This window comes from Herminiimonas aquatilis (assembly GCF_042665175.1).
GTDB lineage: Bacteria > Pseudomonadota > Gammaproteobacteria > Burkholderiales > Burkholderiaceae_D > Oxalicibacterium > Oxalicibacterium aquatilis.
Genome location: NZ_JBHTCC010000002.1, coordinates 108,799 through 130,652, shown reverse-complemented (window position 1 = coordinate 130,652; position 21,854 = coordinate 108,799). Strand labels below are relative to the sequence as shown.

Genomic DNA, 21,854 nt, shown 5'->3' with positions numbered 1-21,854 from the left:
GTTGTGAACTTCTATGTTCTTCTAGTTAAAACCGTGCCGGCTAAAGCCGGCACGTTGCCGCATTATCCGGGACCTGTCATTTGGACAGGTATAGATCCTTATCCTTGTCCTGCAGGAAGGCTTGCGTATATTGCCCCGCTGCGCGTCCAATCTCCGTTTTAGCGAACTGTTCTTCGCCATAGCTGCGGCAAGGTGCGCAGGCATAGCGAGGAATCTGAACCGCGAGGATGTGATTGTATGTATCGGCGCAGCTCGAGTCGATGACGACGGTCCCGCCGCAATCCGGGCATGAACGTACCGTTTCATTGATGGTTTCATGTATGCCGTCAGTGTCGTAATAGACATTGAAATTGCGCTTGTGGAATTCCTGCGCCGGATAGACTTGTTCGCGCAGCGTTTCGCGATTGTTCCAGTGATGGAAGGTCGCATCCTTCAATTTTTCCAGATAGGCGCCAATTGCAGCCGGCTGCTTCTGATCTTCCGCGTCGTAGTCCGGTTCCTTGATGTGGCTGAAATCCATGCCCGCCATCGCCAGAATGATCCCGGTGTTGATGTAGGGCAGCGCGGTTTCAATTGAGTAGCCACCTTCCAGCACTGCCAGATCAGGTGCGAGTCGTTGATTGAGCACCGCATAACCATGCGCGGTGAATTTCATGTTCGTGATCGGATCGGAATAATGATTGTCCTGTCCGGCCGAATTGATGATCAGGTCCGGCTTGAATTCGTTCACGATAGGCATCACGATTTCATCTAGAACGTACAGGAAACCTTCTTCGCAGGTGTCCGGCGGCATAGGCAGGTTGATCGTGGTGCCGAAAGCGTTCGGCCCACCGAGTTCGCTCGGAAAGCCGGAGCCGGGATACAGCGTGCGGCCGTCCTGATGCATCGAGATGAACAGCGTGTTCGGATCGTGCCAGAAAATATCCTGCGAACCGTCGCCGTGGTGGCAATCGGTATCGACGATCGCAATCTTTTTCACGCCGTACTTGTGGCGTATGTACTCGACCATGATCGCTTCCATGTTCAGCGTGCAGAAACCACGGCTGCCATGCACAACGCGGAAGGAGTGGTGGCCGCAAGGGCGCACTAGCGCAAATGCGTTATCGACTTCTTTTGTGAGTACCTTGTCGGCCGCAGTAATACAGCCGCCGACCGCGATCAAATGTGATGCATGCACGATTTCGTCTATGCCAGGCACGCAAAAATGCACCCGCTGTATGTCTTCTGCGGTAGCCACGCCGGGTTTGAATTCCTTGATGTTGTCAAAGTCCAGCAGACCTTCTTCAAACACCTGATCCTGCGTGTACAACAGACGCTCTTCACGTTCCGGATGCGTAGGTGAGATCGCATAGTCGAACGCCGGAAAAAATACCAATCCTGTGTTTTTCTTCATGATGTGTTCCTCAGACTTGTTCTTCATGTTTGATCAAACCGGGTTTGATCTGCAAGCGGACGCGGATGTTCTTGCCGGTGGTTGCATACCCGTGGATGACGTTGAACGACTGGCAGTCGGCGACTTCCACTTCCAGGTCTTCATCGCGTGCGCCGGCGGCTCTGGCAATTTCAAGCAAACGTTCCTGACCGATCGCGACGATATCGTCGACAGTGGCGCGCGAAGAGATTTGCACCTTGCGGCCATCTTCGGCAAAACTCAATTGCTGCGATTCAGTGTCGGCCAGCAAATTCAATTCGACGGTAGTGCGTGCCATTGCCGCACCGCTGGCGTTGATAACGTCCGAATTCTCCGGCACCAGCGCTGGCAACTGCAGTAACTCGCCGACCTGTTTGGCCAAGTAGGGCGCAGGACCACCGACGGCAATCAATTGCTGCGGGTTCAGCGTTTTGCCTTCGAGCAGTTCATGAATGGTGTAAACCGGCTTGCTGTTGACCTCGCTGACCATTTGCGTGACCTTGGTGGCGATGCTGGCGCACATACTGTCGACGATGGATTGCGCAACCTGTTGCGGCGTCTGCTGCAGTGTGGTTGCCAGACTTTCCATCGCGCGCAGCGCTTTGGCTTTGTCGCCGATATCGGCAAGTCCCAACACGATAAGCGCGTCGGTAGGCGTGGGCACCGGACCATCGAAAGCCATGGCCGAGCCTTTGCGCTCAGGGCCGATCTGCAATGCACCGTTGACGACTTGCACATGACTGTCGCCACCGAGCGCCATCGAATGCGTGAGCAGGCCGCGGATCAACGTCTTGTGTCCTTCAATCTCGACACCTTTCGGTTCCAGCAATGGTGCGCCGTCGGCGAACAGTGCGATGTCGGTTGTAGTGCCGCCGACATCGATCGAGACGGAGTCCTGCGTGGACGATACAAACGGCAACACACCCATGATGGTCGCGGCCGGGCCAGATAGAATCGTTTGCACCGGATAGTTACGCGACTGTTCGACGCCGATCGTGCCGCCGTCCGCTTTCAGAATGAACAGCGGCACATTGACGCCGAGTTCCTGCAGATAGCCGGCCAGTTGATCGACCATGCGGCTATGCAGGCTCCAGATCGCAGCGTTCAGATAAGTGGTGGCGATTCGACGTGGAAAATTCAGCACGCCGGATTGGTGATGACCAAGTGAGACGTGCGTGATCTTGTCTGCAAAGAAGGAGCCGACATCCTGCTCATGGGCCGGATTGCGTGTCGAGAACTTGCCGATGACGGCAAGGTGCTCAATTTTGTCTTTGGCGAACTGTTGCTTCAACGTTTCTAGCTCGTCGTCCTCAATAGCTTCAGCTTCGATGCCGCGATGATTCATGTAACCAGCGATCAAGTGCGTCTTGTCGGCGAGCGGCAAATCCTTGGGCGAAACACCCGGCCCGTTCATCACGATCAGGCCGACCGTATCAAGCTGGTTTTGCGCAACCGCATTGGTCGAAATCGTGGTGCTGAGCACAATGCGCTTCAACTGCCTGATATCGTCGGCTGTCGTGACAGCTTGCGTCGCGCGCATCACGCAACCCAGAATATCATTCTTGTCGGTCAGGACTTTGGACTTGCGGATGATTTTGCGGTTCTGCATCAATACCGAATCGGTATGTGTGCCACCCACATCAATGCCAAGGATCATATGTTTCTTTCTTGGAGAAGTTACGTCGGGCTTGTCGCGAGCGGACAGGCCGGACTAAGAGGATTAATTAGATTCGAGAGATTGGCGGTGCTATTCATGGCGTCATTATGGTGGAAGGCGCAGAGCGCAGTCCATAGCTGTCTTCTCCTGACGTCTCGCACTTGTCACGTCAGGAACCATCCTGACGTTGGCTTGCTTCGCTCGGTGCGTAGCCAAACTGGGCCTTGAAAGCGCGACTGAAGGCCGCATCGGATGCGTAACCGATGCGCTCCGCCGCTTGCGTAACGCGCACCCCGCCACTCGCGAGCATGTCCGCTGCAAGTGTCAGTTTCAAGCGTTTTACGTAATGAAGCGGCGCTTCTCCCACGCGTGCGGTAAAGCGCTCCGCAAAAATCGAGCGCGACATGGCAGAGAGACTGGCCAGTCCTTTCACAGTCCACGGATGATAGGGGGCGGCATGGATGGCGCTTAGTGCGCGTCCTATGCGTTCGTCACCCAGTGCGCCAATCCAGCCGCCGGGATGAGTCTGACTGGCGGCCCAGGTACGCAGCGTACGTATCACCAGCAAATCAATCAATCGCGAAATCATCAGCGACGAACCGGGTTCTACCTCGTGCGACTCCTTGACGAGGAAATGCGTCAGCGCATGCAGCCAGTCCGGCGTCTTGCCGTTTTCACTGGGGATATGCACCACCAACGGCAGCGCTGCCATGATGGCGGCCAGCGATCCTCCCTCGAAATGGAACAGGCCGCCGACAAGGCGAGTCGGTGTGCCGTCGTCGCCGTAATCGAGCACCGATTTGTCGCGATCAAAGTGTTCGCCGATAAGGTCGCCGATTTCTGCCGGAGGCGTGATCGGATCATCGCAAATCATGTGACCGGTGCCATGCGGCAGTAGCAGCATGTCACCCTGGCTTACCGCAAGCGGCTCAGCGCCCAGGGTTTTGACCCACATCGTGCCGGTCTCAACGAAATAGAAATGCGCCGCCCCCTTGGGGAAGGCAATGCTCCACGGTGCCCGCAGCTGCGCCGAATACACCAGTTCGCCGCGTAATCGTATCAAGGTCAGCACTTGTGACAGGACGTCGGCACGGGTGGCCGCCATGCCATAGTCCGGCATTTTTCCGGACGATTGATCATGAAGTCCGGGCTCCTGGATATGGTTGTTCATGTTGTTGAGTCCTATCATTTGTCCTGTGGTTCCCGAGCTTATAAACCCTTTTCAGGAGTATGACATGAAAGCATTAAACGTTTTGATTTTGACCTCCGCCGCCTTGGTCGGCGCTTCAGCAATGGCTGCAGAAAAGCCGGCTATTGCCCTCGTCCACGGCGCATTTGAAGACGCACATATCTGGGATGGCGTCAGCGCCAAACTGCAGGCGGACGGCTATCGTGTGATCAACGTCGATCTGCCCGGTCGTCCGAGCGCACCGATGGCGGCCAATCTGGTCAGCAACGATGTGTATCGCGACACGGTACTCAAGGCGATCAATGGCGAATCGCAGCCGGTGGTGCTGGTCGGCCACAGCTTTGGCGGCATTGCGATATCAACGGTAGCGGAAGCGGCTCCCGCCAAGATCAAGACAGCGGTATATCTGGCCGCCTACCTGCCGCAGGATGGCGAATCGATGATTTCTCTGGCGAAACAGGACCGCGACAGCAAGGCCGGTCCGGCACTGCAGATTGATGAAGCCAAAGGCATGGTCTCGGTCAACTATGCAGCCCGCGCCGACTTGTTTGCCAACGGCGCGCCAGAAGGTTTGCGCAAGGCATTGCCCGATCTGATCATCGACGAGCCGTTGGGACCAATCGTCACGCCAGTGAAATTGACTGCTGCGCGTTTCGGCAAGGTCGACAAGGTCTACATCCACACCGCACAGGATCAGGTCGTCAGTCCTTACCTGCAGCAAAAGATGGTGGCCGCCACGCCAGTGCGCCTGGAGTTCACGCTCAATACCGGCCACATACCGTTCCTGACCGATGTGCAAGGTCTGGTTTCTGCAATCGAAAAATCCGCAGAATAAGAATTCACCAACGATTCATCTGTACTACTGGCGTGCTTGAGGCCGCCAGTTCACTCACACTTTTCAAGGAATAATCATGAGCCGTTTATTTAACCAACCAGTATCCGAATCCACTGGACACGCCGCACAGCTTTACGCTGGCATCAAAGCAGCCGTAGGTCTCGTGCCAAACGCTTACGTCAACATCGGCAGCAATAGTCCGATTGCATTGGAAACATTGCTCAATATTGATGGTGCATTGAAAAAAGGAGCGCTAGGCGCGAAAGAAGGAGAGGTCGTGAAACTCGTTGTTAGTCAGGTAGCCGAGTGTGATTACTGCCTTGCGGCACACACCTTGATTGGCAAAAAAACGGGCTTGAGCAAGGAAGATGTACTGGCAATCCGTCATGGCACTCCGTCCAGCGATGCGCGTCTGGATACGTTGGCAAGCTTCACCCGGGAATTGATTTCGACAAAGGGGACATTGTCTGGCGCGACAGTTGAAAAAATCAAGAATGCCGGATTTACGGATACGCAAATCGTAGAGGTCGTGCTCGCCATTACCAGCATCACGTTCACCAACTTGTTCAATCGGATCAACGACACCGTGGTGGATTTTCCTCCTGCGGATTAAAGATGCAGGGTGCTTGGCCCGACAGCCGCAAATAATAAAAAAGCCCGGAGTATTCCGGGCTTTTTTATTTGAGGTATTGGGATATCAGATGAAATGGCAAACGTAGTCCAGTGTTTCCACCGTTTCAATATCGAAGCTCGAATTTGCCGGCACTTCGAATTGCTGGCCGCCTTCGTAGGTATTCCACTCCGTTGCATCCGCCAGGCGAATGCGGCATTTGCCTGCATTCAGCTCCATGATTTCTGCAGCGCCGGTGTTGAATTTCAACGTCGATGGAAAAATGATGCCGATGGTTTTCTTGGTGCCGTCAGCGAACAAGACTGTGTGTGACACGCATTTGCCATCGAAGTAGATATTGGCTTTTTTGACGACGGAAACGTTATCGAATTGAGTAGTCATGATTTTGTGTTTGATATAAATATTGGATGTTGAAGAATTATTTTTTGCTGTCTTTTTCAAAGCTTGGCAGTGCAACGGATGAGTTGCCTGTCAGCAGACCGACACTGCTGTAGATGCCGAGTTTTTGGCGCGTATCCGTGATGTCCAGATTGCGCATCGTCAATTGACCGATACGATCTTGCGGCGAGAATGGTGCATCTTCCACTTTTTCCATCGACAGGCGCTCAGGCTGATAGGTCAGGTTGGCCGAGACCGTATTGAGGATGGAGTAATCGTTGCCGCGACGCAGTTCGATCGTGACTTCACCGGTAACCGCGCGTGCGACCCAGCGTTGTGCGGCTTCACGCAACATGATGGCTTGCGGATCGAACCAGCGGCCTTGGTACAACAGGCGTCCGAGGCGACGGCCGCTTTCGCGGTACTGCTCGATCGTGTCTTCATTGTGTATGCCGGTGATCAGGCGTTCGTACGCGATGAACAACAGCGCCAGGCCGGGCGCTTCGTAAATGCCACGGCTCTTCGCTTCGATGATGCGGTTTTCGATCTGGTCGCTCATGCCGAGGCCGTGACGGCCGCCGATACGATTGGCTTCCAGCATCAGTTCGACCATGTTCGAATACGATACGCCGTTCAATGCGACCGGACGGCCTTCTTCAAAACGTACGGTGACTTCTTCGCGTTTGACTTCGACGTCATCGCGCCAGAATGCGACGCCCATGATGGGCTCGACGATCTTCATGCCGCTGCTGAGTTCTTCCAGATCTTTCGCTTCATGCGTAGCGCCAAGAATGTTGGAGTCGGTCGAATACGCTTTTTCTGTGGACATCTTGTAGTCGAAGCCGGACTTGATCAGGAATTCCGACATTTCCTTGCGGCCGCCAAGTTCCTCAATGAACGCATCATCCAGCCACGGTTTGTAGATGCGCAGTGCCGGATTCATCAGCAAGCCGTAGCGATAGAAGCGCTCGATGTCATTGCCCTTGAACGTACTGCCGTCACCCCAGATATCGACGTTGTCTTCCTTCATCGCGGCAACCAGCATGGTGCCGGTGACTGCGCGACCCAGCGGGGTCGTGTTGAAGTAGGTAACGCCTGCGGTCGAAATATGGAAGGCGCCGCTTTGCAATGCAGCGATGCCTTCAGCCACCAGTTGTTCGCGGCAATCGATCAGACGCGCGAGTTCTGCGCCGTAGGCTTTTGCCTTTTGCGGAATTGCGTTGTAATCGGTTTCATCAGGTTGACCCAGGTTGGCAGTGTACGCATACGGGATCGCGCCTTTTTGACGCATCCAGTGCAGCGCTGCGCTGGTGTCGAGGCCGCCGGAAAAGGCGATGCCTACTTTTTGATTGACGGGAACGGATTGGAGAATAGTCGACATGGTATGTGCTTAGCGTACTTGGATAGGATTTAGATAAAACTGAATCGATGATTTCAGATAAGACTGCATCGATGGCTAATTGAGCTTGCCGAGAACCAGATATTCGAGCAACGCTTTTTGAACGTGCAAACGGTTTTCCGCTTCTTCCCAGACGACTGATTGCGGGCCGTCGATGACTTCGGCTGACACTTCTTCGCCGCGATGTGCAGGCAGGCAGTGCATGAACAAGGCATCCGGCTGCGCGCGCTGCATTTTGGCGGCATCGACGATCCAGCCATCGAATGCTTTCAGGCGTGCTGCGTTTTCTTCTTCGAAGCCCATGCTGGTCCAGACATCGGTCGTGACCAGATGTGCGCCTGTGCAGGCATCGGTCGGTGTTGCATGCACGGTGTAATGCGTATTGCCGGGTGCGACCAGACTCGGGTCGATATCGTAGCCACGCGGGGTCGACACCTGAACATGGAAATCGAACACTTCAGCGGCCTGCAACCATGAATACAGCATGTTGTTGGCATCGCCTACCCACGCCACTGTCTTGCCCTTGATCGATCCACGGTGCTCGATGTAAGTAAATACATCGGCCAGAACCTGGCAAGGATGATGTTCGTTGGTCAGGCCATTGATGACCGGCACACGCGAATTGGCGGCGAAGCGCTCGATGATGTCCTGACCGAAGGTGCGGATCATGATGACATCGCACATGCGGGACATCACTTGTGCTGCATCTTCCACCGGTTCGCCGCGGCCGAGCTGGCTGTCGCGAGTATTCAGGTAAATCGCAGCACCGCCGAGCTGATGCATGCCGGCTTCAAACGATAGACGTGTGCGGGTCGAATTTTTTTCGAACACCATCACCAGCGTGCGATCAGCCAGTGGATGGTAGGGCTCGTAATTCTTGAATTTCCGTTTGATGATGCGCGTACGTTCGATCAGATAATCGAATTCGTCCAGCGTCAGATCGGAAAATTGCAGAAAGTGTTTGATTGCCATAATGAAAACGGCGGCTAGGTTGGCGCCTGCCGCCGAATGTTGTAACTGCTTCAATTATAAGGGATTTTCATCCCAAAAAGCCACCCGCAACGAGGCTGGCCGGATTTCAATACAGCTTCTGCGATGATTCATGCAGTAACTGCAAGTACAGAGCATGTCGCATCGGTGCGATCTCGCCGGTCGCGACTGCGGTGCGGATCGCGCATTCCGGTTCATTGGAATGATGGCAGTTATAAAATTTGCACTTGCCCAGATACGCTTTGAACTCCGGAAACGCACGTTCCAGCATGCCTTCGGTCAGTTGATACAAGCCAAATTCCTGAAAGCCGGGCGAATCGATGATGGAAGTCTGTTCGTCCATCTTGTACAGGCGGGTAAATGTCGTCGTATGTTTGCCGGTATCGAGCGCGGCAGAAATCTCGCGCACCGCAATATCCGCATCCGGCACGATCAGATTGATGATGGACGACTTGCCCATCCCGGACTGGCCAATCAGGATCGTCGATTGTCCGGTGAGCAAAGGCATCAGCGCGGCGACGGTAGCTTCCGGCTGTGCAGTAGCCGACACTTCATGCACCGGATAACCGAGGCCAGCGTAAAAGGCCACGCGCTTACGGGTTTTTTCCAGCGAGGCAACGACGTCGATTTTATTCAGGATGATATGCACGGCAACGCCGGCGGCTTCGGCCGCGACCAGCGAACGCGAGACCAGATCGTCAGTGAAGCCGGGTTCGGTCGCCACCACGATAAACAGTTGCGTCACATTTGCCGCCAGCAGCTTGGATTTGTACTGGTCCGAGCGATACAACAGGGTCTTACGTTCAGTGATCGCTTCGATCACGCCCTGGTTGGTAGAGGTCAGTTTGAGATTGACGATATCGCCCACAGCCACATCGCTTTTCTTGCCGCGTGTAACGCATTGCAGTTTTTTGTCGGCGGCTTGAACCAGATAGTGTCGGCCATGTGCGGCAATGACGGTGCCTGTGAGAGTGTCGATAGATGCGGCCATTAATCAGGTTGGTGAATCACGTTGGTAGATCGGCTAGATAAATCACGTAGGTATTCGGACGCACAATCAAGCGAACGATCGTTCAAAAAGGGCATCCAGTTTCGCGGCGCAGATAAAGTCGTTTTCCGACAAGCCGCCTTTGCCGTCATTGACCGAATGCGTGTTGAATTTGACGATGCAACGATTGTAGGTCACCACCAGTTCAGGATGGTGATCTTCGGCATGGATGATGTAGGCGAGGGCGTTAACGTAGGCGAGCGTGTCGTAATAATCAGCGAAGGTAAATTCCCTGACGATTTTTCCATCCTGCAGCTTCCAGGCGGCGACTGCCGGCAAACGCTGCGCGATCCCTTCTGCATTCAATGCCGTCAATTGATGGCGACATTTTTGTTTGCGTAGATCGGCAGCGTTGCTCATGACGAGTCGGCTCAAATGGCCAGCAGCTTGTTGATGCGCACACTGGCTGGCGGATGCGAATCGTAGAACGCCGAATGCAGCGGATCAGGCGTCAGTGTCGATGCATTGTCTTCATACAGTTTGACCAGTGCGGATACCAGATCCTGCGAATTCGTATGTTGCGCGGCAAAGGCATCGGCTTCGAATTCATGCTTGCGCGAGCTCAGCGAAGTCAGCGGCGACAGCAGGAAGGCGAAAACCGGCAGCACCACCGCAAACAGAATCAGCGCCATTGCGTCATTGCTGGCACCCATCATCGGCTCCACGCCGAGGCCGGTATAAAACCACGCCTGGGTCTTCATATAGCCAAGCAAAGCGAGGAAAGCCAGCGAAGCAGCAAACATCACCAGGATGCGCTTGACCACATGCTTGAGTTTGAAATGTCCGAGTTCATGCGCCAGTACCGCCTCGATTTCATGCGGTGCCAGACGTTCCAGCAAGGTGTCGAAAAAGACGATGCGCTTGGCCGCGCCAAAGCCGGAGAAGTAGGCATTGCCGTGCGCGCTGCGGCGCGAGCCATCCATCACGAACAAGCCGCTGGAGGCAAAGCCGATGCGCTGCATCAGGTTTTCAATACGGGTACGCAGACTGTCATCTTCCAGCGGTTTGAATTCGTTGAACATGGGCGCGATGAACAGCGGCACCAATACCAGCATCAACATCTGGAAGCCGCACCACAGCACCCATGCATACAACCACCACAGGTCGCCGGCTTTTTCCATCAGGATCAAGGTGACCCACACCAGGCTGAGGCCGAGAGCCAGCGACAGCACGGTGCTTTTGAACAGATCGGTAAAGAACAGCGCAGGCGTCATGCGATTGAAGCCGAAGCGCGCTTCCAGCACAAACTGGCGGAAATAATCAAACGGCAGTTCAATCAGACCCGAGATCAAGGCGAACCCCAGCACCAGTCCCAACTGATAGCGCCATCCATCGCCGAAAATATCAAACGATGCGGTCGCCAGCCATTGCAGGCCACCCATTAGCGTAAAACCGATCAGCACCGCAGCATTCAACAACACAATAAAAAGAGAAAATTTTGTTTTCGCGATCGAGTAATCAGCGGCTTTCTGGTGCGCTTCCAGCGAAATCTGACCGGCAAATTGCGCAGGCACGGCAGCGCGATTCACAAGGATGTGGCGGATATGGCGTGACGCCAGCCAGAAGCGAACTACCAGGCTGATAAGCAGGAAGCTGACAAACAAAACAGTAAACGCAAGTGATGACATTCTTTTCCTGTGAGAAAATGACGGATTACGCCGGTCTAAGGGAAACAATTATGTCACAAGCTGAAGAATTAACGCCACCAACCACACCTGCACGTCCGAATGAGTTCAATCTGGTGTGGCTGGACATGGAAATGACCGGCCTCGATCCGGAAAACGATCGCATCATCGAGGTTGCCGTGGTGGTAACAGATTCAGAATTGAATATTATCGGCGAAGGTCCGGTGTTCGCAATTCATCAATCGGATGAGGCGCTGGACGGCATGGATGCATGGAACAAGGGCACGCATGGCCGCTCCGGCTTGATCGAACGCGTCAAGGCATCGACCGTGACTGAAGAGCAGGCGGAAGAGGCATTGATCGAATTTTTGAAGGCGTATGTCCCAAAAGGCAAATCGCCTATGTGCGGCAATTCAATTTGCCAGGATCGCCGCTTCATGGCCAAAGGGATGCCGAAACTGGAAGCCTTCTTCCACTATCGCAATCTCGATGTGTCGACTCTGAAAGAATTGTGCAAGCGCTGGAAGCCTGAGTTGGCTAGCGGTTTCAAGAAGCATCAGAAGCATACTGCGCTGGCTGACATTATTGAGTCGATTGAAGAGTTGCGTTATTACCGCGAGCATTTCATTAAGGAGTGATTTCCTTAAGGGGTAAGCGATGAACGGATGCGATGGTGGCGTCCGTTTTTTTGTTTCTGTTGAAATGTAAGTTTGGCGCTTTGGGCTGAAGTTTACTGATAGTTGGTAGTCAGTTGCCGGGGGTGGCCCGGCGGCCACCTTCTTTCTTTGCTTCGCCAAAGAAAGAAGGCAAAGAAAGGCGACCGCACAGCCGCTGGCCCTTCGGGCTTCCCGTTTGTGCAAATCAAAAAATGGGAAGCGAACGAAACTCGCCTTCGGCTCAAACAGCGTTCACTTCTTTATCCATTTTCTGCTTCGCACAAACGGCTGCGTCACAGCGGGTAAGAGCAACGGCAACTTCAAAAGCTACTTAGAGGGCAATAGTTTTTCCAAGGTGCAATTTAACGTTGGAGGTAACCTGTCCGCCGAAGGCAGGTCCGGTAGACCTAAGGGTTAGGCGTTCTAGGCTTGCGTGTCATTGGTCTCATAGTCATTTTGCGACGTGTAAAGTCGGTACTGAAAATCGGACAAGCTTGCCCACTTTCGCAACACCGCCAAGAGTTCGTGAAAAATAGCATCAGTAACTGTTTCTTTCAGCTCATACGGCCAGATTCCCACAAAGCCATACCGCGTGTCTTCACAGAACACTTGATAAGCCTCACTGCCTCTCGACAGTTCGAGGCTGTGCGAATGCATGTGAATGTATTTTTGGAACTCGACAGTCCAACCGTTTAATAAGTAAATCTGCTCGGCACTCATTGCTTTGCGCCTAACGAAATGTATACCGCAAACACTGAGGAATAAAATGGCTGGTGCGGCACGCATCGCTCACGATATTTTTCTGAAACCGTTGTGCCATATTGCGTCCCTCACCGTGGTCTGTGTTTTTACGAATAACTAAAGAATCGTGAAACTCGGCAAAGTTCATTACATTCATAAGCATGGAATGAAAGCAGAATTAAGAAATGCTTACTCCGCAGTGTCAGCGCCACAGCACTTCTTGAATTTCTTGCCGCTACCACATGAGCAATCGTCGTTGCGACCAACCTTAGGTGTTTCGCGCTGAACAGTTTTCACTGCGGACTTGCGGTGTGGCAGCCAGAACTTGTGGATTTCTGGGATGGCGGCTTCGATCTCGATCGTCAGTTTGTGGCATTTGACCGGGTTGTCGACCAGCACCATTTCTTCTTCTTCGATTTCTTCCGCACCCAGCAGATAGATAGGGCGCATCAGTGGGGCAATATTCGAAGTATGGATAGGTTCCCACGCTTCTGCGCGCAGGCTCATGCCGAGGTTGAAGCCCCAGGCCCAGGCTTCGCCGTCCAGGACGGGCTTGCCTTCCCATTCGTGTTCGCAGAATAGCGGTTCGTATTCTTTCGGCGCGACTTCCAGCGTGATCGCGATTTCGTTCATGAAACGGGCGATCAGCGCGACGATGCGTTCGTATTCCTTGTCGTTCTTGAATTTCGGGATCGCTTCTGCATCTTCGCCCCAGACGTGTGGCAACCATTCGGCCAGCGGCACTTCTTCCGGGCCGACTACCAGCGCGGTCAGGTAACCGTGCAGCGAGTCCATCGCCATGCAATCGTCGGCGGTGCGATCGGACAGCAGGAATTTATCGAGTTCGTCGAATTCTTTATCGGAGAGGGGCTGGTCGAGATGCATGATGAGTTTCTTTGTGGATGTGCAGAGCCGAAGTGTATCAGCATGAAGCGCCATAATTAAGTGCGATTGCGGAAATCCCTGTTAGGCGCGGGACTTGTGTTCCGGCGGAAACGTGTCGATGAAAAATGCGCTTGCACCGTACAATGCGCAGATGAATGAATCCTCTGCATTGTCTTCGACGCCATCTTTTACGAATCTCACGCCTGATTGCGTACTCGATGCGCTGGAAAGCGTCGGTTTGTACAGCGATGGACGCCTGCTCGCCCTGAATAGTTACGAAAATCGCGTCTATCAAATCGGTATTGAAGATGGCCCGCCGCTGGTTGCCAAGTTCTATCGGCCTGCGCGCTGGAGCGATGAGGCGATTCTGGAAGAACATGCATTCGTCGCTGAGCTGGTCGAGAGGGAAATCCCGGTGGTGCCGGCGATGACGCTGGCAAATGGCAAAACGCTGCATGAATTTTCCGGCTTCCGCTTCTCTGTCTTCGCGCGCCATGGCGGCCGTGCGCCGGAACTTGACGATCCGGCGACGCTGGAATGGATGGGGCGTTTTATTGGTCGTATTCACGCCGTCGGCACCTTGCAGCCTTATCAACACAGGCCCGCCTTGAATATCGCGACCTTTGGTGAAGAGCCGCGTGATTATCTGCTGGCCAATAACTTCATCCCCCCCGATTTGCTGGACGCGTATCGCAGCGTGATTGCGCAGGCGATCGATGGCGTGCGCCGCTGTTTCGACAGGGCTGGTGACGTAAAGACTCTGCGTCTGCATGGCGACTGCCATATAGGGAATGTATTGTGGACCGATGCAGGGCCGCACTTTGTCGATTTTGACGATAGCCGCACCAGCCCGGCCATTCAGGATTTATGGATGCTGTTATCCGGCGAACGCCGCGATATGGTCAGACAGTTCTCTGACTTGCTGGCAGGTTATGAAGACTTCGCCGAATTCGATACGCGCCAACTACATTTGGTTGAAGCCTTGCGCACGCTGCGCCTGATTCACTACGCGGCTTGGCTGGCGCGGCGCTGGGACGATCCCGCTTTCCCGGTGGCTTTCCCCTGGTTTAACACGCAGCGCTATTGGCAAGATCGGATACTGGAATTGCGCGAACAAGTGGCGCTGATGGATGAAGCGCCATTATGGGATTAAGCGGGTCGGCCTGGAAGGCCTGCTAATCGCCTGAATACCATCAACCTCAGGGCGTCCTTGCCAAGACTAGATACTAATCTTTTGGCTATCTGGACCCGTCAATGTGTTGCTTGATGTATGTGTAATCGACGCAAAGCTGCGCCGCGATTGTGAAGGTTATTTGCTTGTGGCACACTGCGGCACTCGCAAGAACAATAGCCGCTCGGCAAGTTCCAGAGTTCGTCCAAATCCCCATTTTCCGCTTCATAAAATAGCCTCATTAGACTAGTCGATATGCGTGTTTTCCATTGGTTCACCAGTCTGTCTAACCATACAATTGAAGCTGCCAGCGAGTTCGCGCAAGCCAAGTTACGTGCATTTAACGTCACGCCGTTTTGTCTCTACATGATTCTGGCCTGGCATTTCCAGTGGCATAGCGTCTCGAAAAGCGTGGCCATCGGCGCGGCGGGTTACATCGCCTATGCATTCATCTGGATCTTCGTTGTACGTTTTTCGCTGCTTGGCGTCACACTGCGCCGCACGATGGCGGCAATCCTGGATCAAGCGCTGCCAGCCCTGGGCATGTACCTGGCCGGCTATATCGCGGGTTTGGTCGCCTGGGTTCCTGCGCTCGGATCGATAGGGAGCGGTTTGCGTTACGGTACCAAATACACCTGGTTGTCATCGATAGTTGGCGGCCCACTGATGGCTACGGCTTTTTACTTTTCATCCGACTGGAGCACGATCCCCTCAGTCGCAGGCGGCATTGTGCTGGTGAACGTATTGGTACCGCTGTATGTGGTGGCGCTGGTTCAAAAACTGGAAGATGCCAAGCAAACCTTTGAGCTGCGTGCCGCCCACTTCGAGGAGGCGACCAAGCGCGACTATCTGACCGGATTGTTGAATCGTGCTGGCTTCGCCGATGAGTTGGAGCAGCTGTTTGGTTCGGGTGCGGCATCGGGCGAAATTGATGCCGTGCTGCTGCTGGATCTGGATGGCTTCAAGGCGATCAACGATGCCTGCGGCCATGCGGGGGGCGACGCGATACTGAAAGAAGTTGCCCTGTCGCTGACGCATTGCGTGCGCATCTCCGACAAGGTCGCGCGCCTCGGCGGCGATGAATTCGGCGTGCTACTGCGTCATATCGTCAGCGAAAAAAGTGCCGAAGCGGTAGTGGCAAAAATGCTGAAGGCGATTGCCGAGATATCGCTGGCGCGCAAGGATTTGCGGCTGGGTGCCAGCGTCGGTATTTGCGTGCTGCCGCATGCAGATCTGCGTACGGTTGAAGACGTTTTGAAAAGTGCCGACAGCCTGATGTATCAAGCCAAGGCTGCGGGCAAGAACCAGTTCCGTACGGCGGTCCCGGCATCAGTGGCTTTCGCCTGCTAGCCTGCAGTCCGGGCAGCCCGCGCGCTGCTTCTTAAACTGAAGCGCAAACTCAAGTTCAGGCTTTATCCGCTTGCGAATGCGTTTTAAATCTTTTGCGCGTTTTTGGCCAAAGCGTCCAGCGCTGCGATCACCTTGTCGGCAGACGGATCGCTATTGGCGATCAGTACTGCGCGTTCTATCGCATCGTCGCGTTTGGTCTTGGCGAAAAAATTGAGCAGGTAATCACCGTTTTCAATTCCTCCGTTATTTCTGCTGTCATCCTTTGCCAGCCGGCGCGCGTACCAGACTGCGTAACCGTTCGACTCTTCGCAGCAATACACTTCCACCGAGTGATGCGGACCGAGCGGAAATTCTTCCGGATCGGTGTGCCAGACAGTCTTGCGCCACAGATGGTTCTTTTTTGATTCGGGAATCTGGTTCATTTTTTAGTACCTTCAGCATGTTCTGTACGGGATGCGCGAAGTGTTGCGTACGCGCTTTTTCCATGATGATACAGCCAACGCCGCGTTTCAATATTGTCCAGACAGCTTCAATCGGTCTTTAATTTTTTCATGCATTGCTGTATGGCTTCGTTGACCTTGTTGCTGTTAAAAGGTTTGACGAGAAAGCCGTTTGCGCCGGCTTGCAGCGCTTGCTGAACATGGCTGACCGTGGCCAGTGAACTGACGACGATGACCTGCGTGTGCTTGCACTGCTCGCGGATTTTTTGCGTCGCCTGATGGCCGTCGAGCTTGGGCATGTCGATGTCGATGAAGGCAATATCAGGCTGATGCTCTATGCATAATTCGAGCGCCTTCTCGCCATCGCCCGCTTCACCGGCAACCTGGTGATAACTTTCACGCAACAACATGCGCAGCACATTGCGCGTCATTCTGTCGTCGTCGGCGATGACGAAATTGAGCTTGGCTGGTGTATTGATCAATGGATAGTCTCGCTAGTCAATCGTGGTGACGCTCGTCAATGTTTGCCTTGCGAGTTGCCGGACTCCGTCTGGATTGCCGCATCCAGCATCGCATGCAATTTTGTCTCGATGCGTGCGTATTCAAGCTCAATTGCCTTCAAGCGCGCAGGGGCGTCATCCAGTTCATGATTTTTCGCCTTGATTTCGAGGTCGCGGCAAAGAGCTGCCAGTGCCGTCGCACCCAAGGACGCATTGCTGCCGCACAGGACATGTGCCAGTCGTCCCGCTGTCATTGCATCCTGTTCGGCTATCGCTGTGCTCAGCGCAGCCAATCGCTTGGGGCTGTCGCCAAGAAAAAGTTGCGCAAGCTCGGCAAAATCGTCGCCAAACATTTGTTGTGTTGCATCCAGCTCGTCATCTTGCTGAAGCGTCTTCATGCTGTTATCCGCAGTCGCCGGTAGCCAGCGCGTCAGCAATTCGTTCAGCGAGCGCAACCGTAACGGCTTGGCGATGAAATCATCCATGCCGATCGCCAGGCAGGTATCGCGTTCATTGTGTCGGGTGCCGGCCGACCAGCCGATGACGATCATATGGCTGTCACCCGATTCCATCGCGCGCAACAAGGCCGTGGTTTGATAGCCATCCATCTGCGGCATTTGGCAATCCATCAGCACCAGATCGTAGTGCTGCGCATGAACCAGTTGTAGCGCATGCTCGCCGTTGGATGCGGTATCGACCTGACAGCCAAAACGCGTCAGCATTTGTCTGATCACCTGCAGGTTCACTGCATGATCATCGACGGCCAGAATGCGCGTATGCGAGAAGCTGGCAGGCAATTCAGTGTCTTCCTCACCCGGCTGCGCGTGAAATGTCGCATTCAGTTTTGAACCCAGGCGCACACCGGCACAGACGAAGCGCGGTGCATCCTTTTTTGCAATGCAGGTGCACAACATGCGCAAGGTATTGAGCAGCATGGTGTGCGAGGTAGGCGTGGGCAACCATGCAGAAAATCCTGCGTGTGCCAGTTTGTTGGCATCGGATCGGCTGTGTTCATCGCTGATCAGCACCAGCAGCGCATCGCGATACAGGGGCGAGTTGCCGATGGCGATGCCCAGCGTCTCGCCGCTAATTCCCGTGAGGTGTTGATCCAGCAAGACGATGCGATAGGGATCGCCCTCTGTCACGGCCTGTTCCAGCGCCGCCAGCGCATCATGCGGCAGCGCGAAACTTTCTATGCGGACCGCGCGTTGCTGCAGTTTTTGTTCGATGCGCGCGCAGCTATCCGCGTCTGCATCGACCAGCATCATTCTGATGTCGGCCACCGGATCGTTGCCTGTCTCTGACGGCGTCTCGCTGCTGCAATCCTGATGCGACGCCAGCAACTGATCGACTTCCAGTAATAGCGTGTCGGCGCTGTCTTGCGCCAGATTGATCATTTCGGATTGGTCAGATGGCAGCTCGTTTTTGCGGATCATCTCAAGCGCGCCGATGATGCCGTTCATTTGCGTGTTGATCGTGCGTTGCAGCGCATCCGCCCGCAGCGGCGTCAATTCAGTGCCGTCCAATACATTGTTATGAGTAGCGCGGCGACGCTGCAAGCGAGCGTGCTGTGCCTTGGTCTGTGGCTTCAGTCTGAAGCGGATGGTTGAGGACATGATCTCTCTGGGAGGTTTTTCAGCATCATCTGATATGGCAGCTGATGGACGTCTTGTCGCATCAAGTGCCGCGCCGGTGCAAATCAAGAATATAGCAAAGCATGGCGCAAATGAATGAATAGCAGTGCTTTATTTTATTGCGACAATGGCATTCATTCATGTAATCTTGCTGCGGCCCGTGATCAAAAGAAAATTCAATAAAGAATTCGTTAAAGAATTCAATATACAAGCGCAGCAAACACAGGTCGCACTATCCATCAGGTCGGCAGCGAGTATTCAAGCGGAGCAACGCCGAGCCATGCGGATGCAATACGAGTAAAAGAAAAATCAAGATCGTAATCAGGGCTGCACAAGCGAACCAGCTTGATGCCCGTTCCAAAAGTCAATATCAGAAGCCGTAGGCGCTGCTTTGATTGGGCGTCTTTTCTGCGTACTGATATTTCCGTAATGGTGTCAGTTGTTGCAAGGGGAGAGTGCATGTCCAATATCGCTGGAAAAGCCTATGCCATGAATGTGATCACACCGATCCGCTGGTATATGACGTGGATTAACAAGGTCATTTTCTGGGTGGCGCTCAAAATGCCATCGACGCTCAAGGGTTTGATCACGCTGTCGCTGATCCACTATGCACGCTGGGTCATCGTCGGCCGCAAGCAGTTTCCGCATCTGAGCGAACGCCAGCCTGAGGAAACGCTGAATTATTCCTACATGCTGTTCTTCAGTAATTTCAATGGCAGCTGGGCGCAATACGTCGATTCCTTCACGTTCTCGATACCGAGCGGCCTCGATCTGTTCTGGAAATGGAATATCCGTTACCCGCGCTCGGTACCGCTGACGCCTTTCCATGAATACATCCAGTTCAACCAGATCCAGACCGATCACTATTACAGCGCCTATCCGATGGCCGCATCGAATGACGTCAAGTCGGCCAAGACCCTGACAACCCAGCTGCTTGCCTTCGACGCGCAATACAACAATGCGTCGCCGGATGAATTCCTGAAAAACTACAAAGCTTTGCTGCGCAGCCTGCAGCACGATATGGGCACCATGCAACCGTTGCCGATTGTCAGTCTGGCCGACCAGGCCAAGGGAGATTGAGATGGCTAACATCAGCGGCAACGCCTATGCATTAACCTGCCTGTGTCCTATCGAGAAGGGCCACTACAACGGCACCGCCTACAGTGATGAAGTCAGGCACCGCCTGCAGAACTGGGGTTTGCTGGAACACAGCCCGATGGCCAAGGTGCCACAAACCTATTTGTGCCGCTACTTTGTGCTCGACGATGTGTATTACGAATCGCTGGCCGGGACCGAATTCGGCGGCACCTTCTACGACTTCATGTCCATCTTCTCGGATAAATTTCGTCGAGCAGCCTTGCCGCGTGAAGATCACCTCAAGTCCAAGTACATTGTTTTCTCCTGCAATCTGCATGGCGATCTGGACGCCTATCTGCGCGGCATGTGGGAAGCGATCAGCGACGACATCCGGCACATCTGGCAATTCTGTTACGGCTTCGATGAAGTCACGGATGCGGATAGCTTCGTCGCCTATATCAAGAAATGCCAGTTGAAGGCAGCCTTGTTCTTTGTCGGCTCGAACGACGATCCCCTGCCTGAGCAATTGAAGGCGCTGTATTTGAAGCAGGAATTCTCGCGCTTCGCCGCCGAGCATCAAGGCTTGCCGGCAGCGCAGTTGCAGCAGGCCTATCAGGTATTCATACAGCGCGTGCAGCCGCTCAATCTGGCGGGACCGGCGTGGACGCCAGGCCAATCCGCCCTGTAAAAATCAAAGGACAAACATCGTGGATAAACAGTTAGATCTGCTGGACATTCAGGGCAATGTAATCAAGGCATACGGTCGCTATAATTTTCCAGTGGCGCGCTATGTCTTCTTGAACATTCGCGACGGCAAACGTGCGCGCGAATTTGTCGGCGCAGTCACCAAGGAAGTCACCACTGCCGTCAGATGGGATGATGGCCCAAATCCGATTCCCAAGCCGCTCGCTACCGTCAATATCGGGTTCAGCTATCAGGGTTTGAAGCAGCTTGAATTGCCGCGCGCATCGCTGATCGGCTTCCCGATGGAATTCGTGATGGGGATGAAGAAGCGCAAGGATATTCTTGGCGATGATGGTCGTAGTGCGCCCGAACATTGGGACCCGATCTGGCGCGACAATCGCGAAACCGATTGGGCCAAGGATGTGCACATCTGGATTTCGATCAACGGCCAGACGCCGGCCGCGATGCAACAGCGCTACGAATGGCTGCAAGATTTGGTGGCGCGCAGTGGAGACGGCGTGGCGGTTTTGTCCGGACATCGCGGCGATGATGGCGCAGAGAATTTGCCGTTTCAGGATGTGCATGTCGTGCTGCAGGACGGCAAACCGACCAGCAAGGAACACTTCGGTTACACCGATGGCATCGGCGATCCGGTCTTCGAAGGATTGCCGGGGCGGGCAGAGCGCGTCATCGGTCGCGGCAAGCAGATGAAGGATGGCACATGGGCACCGCTGGCAACCGGCGAATTTATCCTCGGCCATCGCGATGAAGCCGACGAATATCCGGAGGCGCCCGCACCACAACTGTTGTCGCGCAACGGCACCTTCATGGTGTATCGCAAGCTGCATGAAAACGTCGGTACCTTCAACGCCTATCTGGAGCAGGAGGGCGCCAAATATCCGGGCGGCAAAGAACTGCTGGCCGCAAAATTCGTTGGTCGCTGGCGTGATAATGGCGCACCTTTGGTGGATGCACCGGATGCAAAGAGCAAGACGGAATGGGATGCCAGGTTCTACGCTGCGAACCGCGTCGATCAGGACAAGATGTTGAGCGGCTTCACGTTCAACAAGGATATGGATGGTGCGAAATGCCCGTTCAGCTCGCATCTGCGTCGCATCAATCCACGCGCCTCGCTGGAGACAACGCCCGATGCATTTGAAACTCCCGGCGCACTGGCCAATCGCCGCCGCGTCATGCGGAGAGGATTGCCCTACGGCGAAGTCAAAGACCAGACACGCGACGACGGCAATCACGGCATCATCATCATGATGATCAGCGCCAGCATCAGCCGCCAATTTGAATTCGTGCAGCAGCAGTGGATCAATTACGGCAACGACTTCCACGCCGGCAACGACAAGGAAATCATCCTCGGAAATCATGGCGCAGATTTATCGAGCCGTGCGGTGCTGGAAGTAGAGAAGGACAGCGATGATGCACCGTACTTCCTCAACAAGATTCCGCGTCTGGTGGAAACGCGCGGTGGCGATTACTTCTTCATTCCTAGTATGACGGCGCTGCGGATGATCGCCAAGGGGATAGTCGATCCGACTTGA

The 21,854-nt window shown here is 54.3% G+C and carries 23 protein-coding genes; 8 read left to right on the top strand and 15 right to left on the bottom strand.

Annotated elements, in window-relative coordinates; translation table 11 throughout:
- Positions 1–76 precede the first annotated feature (76 nt).
- From ACFQO0_RS10130 to ACFQO0_RS10120, 3 genes are all read right to left on the bottom strand, one after another.
- Entirely contained in the window at positions 77–1,393 is a 1,317-nt protein-coding gene (locus tag ACFQO0_RS10130) for a histone deacetylase family protein (RefSeq protein ID WP_382234232.1), read from the bottom strand.
- 10 nt (positions 1,394–1,403) lie between these two features.
- Positions 1,404–3,068, bottom strand: coding sequence for a hydantoinase/oxoprolinase family protein (locus ACFQO0_RS10125; protein ID WP_382234230.1), 1,665 nt, complete (start codon positions 3,066–3,068; stop codon positions 1,404–1,406).
- A gap of 169 nt (positions 3,069–3,237) precedes the next feature.
- Positions 3,238–4,239, bottom strand: coding sequence for an AraC family transcriptional regulator (locus ACFQO0_RS10120; protein ID WP_382234228.1), 1,002 nt, complete (start codon positions 4,237–4,239; stop codon positions 3,238–3,240).
- A 64-nt stretch (positions 4,240–4,303) separates the two neighbouring features.
- On the opposite strand from ACFQO0_RS10120, the gene ACFQO0_RS10115 reads away from it, so the two are divergent.
- Together ACFQO0_RS10115 and ACFQO0_RS10110 are read left to right on the top strand one after the other, a co-directional pair.
- The gene (locus tag ACFQO0_RS10115; protein ID WP_382234227.1) at positions 4,304–5,092 is read left to right on the top strand and encodes an alpha/beta fold hydrolase; all 789 of its coding nucleotides are present in this window, start codon (positions 4,304–4,306) and stop codon (positions 5,090–5,092) included.
- Between the two features lie 76 nt (positions 5,093–5,168).
- The gene (locus tag ACFQO0_RS10110; protein WP_382234226.1) at positions 5,169–5,705 is read left to right on the top strand and encodes a carboxymuconolactone decarboxylase family protein; all 537 of its coding nucleotides are present in this window, start codon (positions 5,169–5,171) and stop codon (positions 5,703–5,705) included.
- Positions 5,706–5,789: 84 nt separating this feature from the next.
- Here ACFQO0_RS10110 and ppnP read toward each other — a convergent pair whose 3' ends face one another.
- From ppnP to ACFQO0_RS10080, 6 genes are all read right to left on the bottom strand, one after another.
- The gene (gene ppnP, locus ACFQO0_RS10105) at positions 5,790–6,104 is read right to left on the bottom strand and encodes a pyrimidine/purine nucleoside phosphorylase (protein WP_304932802.1); all 315 of its coding nucleotides are present in this window, start codon (positions 6,102–6,104) and stop codon (positions 5,790–5,792) included.
- A 37-nt stretch (positions 6,105–6,141) separates the two neighbouring features.
- On the bottom strand, positions 6,142–7,482 hold the full coding sequence (gene argG / locus ACFQO0_RS10100) for an argininosuccinate synthase (RefSeq protein WP_382234225.1): 1,341 nt from the start codon (positions 7,480–7,482) through the stop codon (positions 6,142–6,144).
- 75 nt (positions 7,483–7,557) lie between these two features.
- Positions 7,558–8,472, bottom strand: a complete 915-nt coding sequence (gene argF, locus ACFQO0_RS10095; protein ID WP_382234224.1) for an ornithine carbamoyltransferase — start codon at positions 8,470–8,472, stop codon at positions 7,558–7,560.
- A gap of 106 nt (positions 8,473–8,578) precedes the next feature.
- The gene (gene rsgA, locus ACFQO0_RS10090) at positions 8,579–9,481 is read right to left on the bottom strand and encodes a ribosome small subunit-dependent GTPase A (protein ID WP_382234222.1); all 903 of its coding nucleotides are present in this window, start codon (positions 9,479–9,481) and stop codon (positions 8,579–8,581) included.
- Positions 9,482–9,547: 66 nt separating this feature from the next.
- On the bottom strand, positions 9,548–9,898 hold the full coding sequence (locus ACFQO0_RS10085; protein WP_382234220.1) for a 4a-hydroxytetrahydrobiopterin dehydratase: 351 nt from the start codon (positions 9,896–9,898) through the stop codon (positions 9,548–9,550).
- Between the two features lie 11 nt (positions 9,899–9,909).
- Complete coding sequence (locus ACFQO0_RS10080) at positions 9,910–11,166, bottom strand: M48 family metallopeptidase (protein WP_382234218.1); 1,257 nt, start codon at positions 11,164–11,166, stop codon at positions 9,910–9,912.
- 50 nt (positions 11,167–11,216) lie between these two features.
- On the opposite strand from ACFQO0_RS10080, the gene orn reads away from it, so the two are divergent.
- On the top strand, positions 11,217–11,801 hold the full coding sequence (gene orn / locus ACFQO0_RS10075; RefSeq protein ID WP_382234216.1) for an oligoribonuclease: 585 nt from the start codon (positions 11,217–11,219) through the stop codon (positions 11,799–11,801).
- Between the two features lie 441 nt (positions 11,802–12,242).
- Here the strand turns inward: orn and ACFQO0_RS10070 are convergent, their stop codons facing one another.
- Together ACFQO0_RS10070 and ACFQO0_RS10065 are read right to left on the bottom strand one after the other, a co-directional pair.
- Complete coding sequence (locus ACFQO0_RS10070) at positions 12,243–12,539, bottom strand: hypothetical protein (RefSeq protein ID WP_382234214.1); 297 nt, start codon at positions 12,537–12,539, stop codon at positions 12,243–12,245.
- Between the two features lie 210 nt (positions 12,540–12,749).
- The gene (locus ACFQO0_RS10065; RefSeq protein ID WP_382234212.1) at positions 12,750–13,445 is read right to left on the bottom strand and encodes a UPF0149 family protein; all 696 of its coding nucleotides are present in this window, start codon (positions 13,443–13,445) and stop codon (positions 12,750–12,752) included.
- Between the two features lie 151 nt (positions 13,446–13,596).
- Between ACFQO0_RS10065 and ACFQO0_RS10060 the strand changes: the two genes are divergently transcribed.
- Both ACFQO0_RS10060 and ACFQO0_RS10055 read left to right on the top strand, forming a co-directional pair.
- A complete protein-coding gene (locus tag ACFQO0_RS10060) occupies positions 13,597–14,598 on the top strand; it encodes a serine/threonine protein kinase (protein WP_382234210.1) in 1,002 nt (333 codons plus the stop codon).
- A gap of 273 nt (positions 14,599–14,871) precedes the next feature.
- Complete coding sequence (locus ACFQO0_RS10055) at positions 14,872–15,966, top strand: diguanylate cyclase domain-containing protein (protein ID WP_382234208.1); 1,095 nt, start codon at positions 14,872–14,874, stop codon at positions 15,964–15,966.
- 83 nt (positions 15,967–16,049) lie between these two features.
- Here the strand turns inward: ACFQO0_RS10055 and ACFQO0_RS10050 are convergent, their stop codons facing one another.
- From ACFQO0_RS10050 to ACFQO0_RS10035, 4 genes are all read right to left on the bottom strand, one after another.
- On the bottom strand, positions 16,050–16,388 hold the full coding sequence (locus tag ACFQO0_RS10050) for a hypothetical protein (RefSeq protein ID WP_382234206.1): 339 nt from the start codon (positions 16,386–16,388) through the stop codon (positions 16,050–16,052).
- A 107-nt stretch (positions 16,389–16,495) separates the two neighbouring features.
- Entirely contained in the window at positions 16,496–16,888 is a 393-nt protein-coding gene (locus tag ACFQO0_RS10045; protein WP_382234204.1) for a response regulator transcription factor, read from the bottom strand.
- 35 nt (positions 16,889–16,923) lie between these two features.
- A complete protein-coding gene (locus tag ACFQO0_RS10040; protein WP_382234202.1) occupies positions 16,924–18,522 on the bottom strand; it encodes a response regulator in 1,599 nt (532 codons plus the stop codon).
- A gap of 257 nt (positions 18,523–18,779) precedes the next feature.
- Complete coding sequence (locus ACFQO0_RS10035) at positions 18,780–19,001, bottom strand: hypothetical protein (RefSeq protein ID WP_382234200.1); 222 nt, start codon at positions 18,999–19,001, stop codon at positions 18,780–18,782.
- Between ACFQO0_RS10035 and ACFQO0_RS10030 the strand changes: the two genes are divergently transcribed.
- From ACFQO0_RS10030 to ACFQO0_RS10020, 3 genes are read left to right on the top strand one after another with little or no spacing between them, the layout of a single operon-like run.
- A complete protein-coding gene (locus ACFQO0_RS10030; RefSeq protein WP_382234198.1) occupies positions 19,000–19,620 on the top strand; it encodes a hypothetical protein in 621 nt (206 codons plus the stop codon). The genes ACFQO0_RS10035 and ACFQO0_RS10030 overlap by 2 nt on opposite strands.
- A 1-nt stretch (position 19,621) precedes the next feature.
- The gene (locus ACFQO0_RS10025; RefSeq protein ID WP_382234197.1) at positions 19,622–20,305 is read left to right on the top strand and encodes a hypothetical protein; all 684 of its coding nucleotides are present in this window, start codon (positions 19,622–19,624) and stop codon (positions 20,303–20,305) included.
- A 19-nt stretch (positions 20,306–20,324) separates the two neighbouring features.
- Entirely contained in the window at positions 20,325–21,854 is a 1,530-nt protein-coding gene (locus ACFQO0_RS10020; protein ID WP_382234195.1) for a Dyp-type peroxidase, read from the top strand.

Coding starts and splice junctions, on each gene's coding strand:
- ACFQO0_RS10130 (WP_382234232.1), bottom strand. CDS start 1,393: ATGAAGAAAAACACAGGATTGGTATTTTTTCCGGCGTTCGACTATGCG.
- ACFQO0_RS10125 (WP_382234230.1), bottom strand. CDS start 3,068: ATGATCCTTGGCATTGATGTGGGTGGCACACATACCGATTCGGTATTG.
- ACFQO0_RS10120 (WP_382234228.1), bottom strand. CDS start 4,239: ATGAACAACCATATCCAGGAGCCCGGACTTCATGATCAATCGTCCGGA.
- ACFQO0_RS10115 (WP_382234227.1), top strand. CDS start 4,304: ATGAAAGCATTAAACGTTTTGATTTTGACCTCCGCCGCCTTGGTCGGC.
- ACFQO0_RS10110 (WP_382234226.1), top strand. CDS start 5,169: ATGAGCCGTTTATTTAACCAACCAGTATCCGAATCCACTGGACACGCC.
- ppnP (WP_304932802.1), bottom strand. CDS start 6,104: ATGACTACTCAATTCGATAACGTTTCCGTCGTCAAAAAAGCCAATATC.
- argG (WP_382234225.1), bottom strand. CDS start 7,482: ATGTCGACTATTCTCCAATCCGTTCCCGTCAATCAAAAAGTAGGCATC.
- argF (WP_382234224.1), bottom strand. CDS start 8,472: ATGGCAATCAAACACTTTCTGCAATTTTCCGATCTGACGCTGGACGAA.
- rsgA (WP_382234222.1), bottom strand. CDS start 9,481: ATGGCCGCATCTATCGACACTCTCACAGGCACCGTCATTGCCGCACAT.
- ACFQO0_RS10085 (WP_382234220.1), bottom strand. CDS start 9,898: ATGAGCAACGCTGCCGATCTACGCAAACAAAAATGTCGCCATCAATTG.
- ACFQO0_RS10080 (WP_382234218.1), bottom strand. CDS start 11,166: ATGTCATCACTTGCGTTTACTGTTTTGTTTGTCAGCTTCCTGCTTATC.
- orn (WP_382234216.1), top strand. CDS start 11,217: ATGTCACAAGCTGAAGAATTAACGCCACCAACCACACCTGCACGTCCG.
- ACFQO0_RS10070 (WP_382234214.1), bottom strand. CDS start 12,539: ATGAGTGCCGAGCAGATTTACTTATTAAACGGTTGGACTGTCGAGTTC.
- ACFQO0_RS10065 (WP_382234212.1), bottom strand. CDS start 13,445: ATGCATCTCGACCAGCCCCTCTCCGATAAAGAATTCGACGAACTCGAT.
- ACFQO0_RS10060 (WP_382234210.1), top strand. CDS start 13,597: ATGAATGAATCCTCTGCATTGTCTTCGACGCCATCTTTTACGAATCTC.
- ACFQO0_RS10055 (WP_382234208.1), top strand. CDS start 14,872: ATGCGTGTTTTCCATTGGTTCACCAGTCTGTCTAACCATACAATTGAA.
- ACFQO0_RS10050 (WP_382234206.1), bottom strand. CDS start 16,388: ATGAACCAGATTCCCGAATCAAAAAAGAACCATCTGTGGCGCAAGACT.
- ACFQO0_RS10040 (WP_382234202.1), bottom strand. CDS start 18,522: ATGTCCTCAACCATCCGCTTCAGACTGAAGCCACAGACCAAGGCACAG.
- ACFQO0_RS10030 (WP_382234198.1), top strand. CDS start 19,000: ATGTCCAATATCGCTGGAAAAGCCTATGCCATGAATGTGATCACACCG.
- ACFQO0_RS10035 (WP_382234200.1), bottom strand. CDS start 19,001: ATGCACTCTCCCCTTGCAACAACTGACACCATTACGGAAATATCAGTA.
- ACFQO0_RS10025 (WP_382234197.1), top strand. CDS start 19,622: ATGGCTAACATCAGCGGCAACGCCTATGCATTAACCTGCCTGTGTCCT.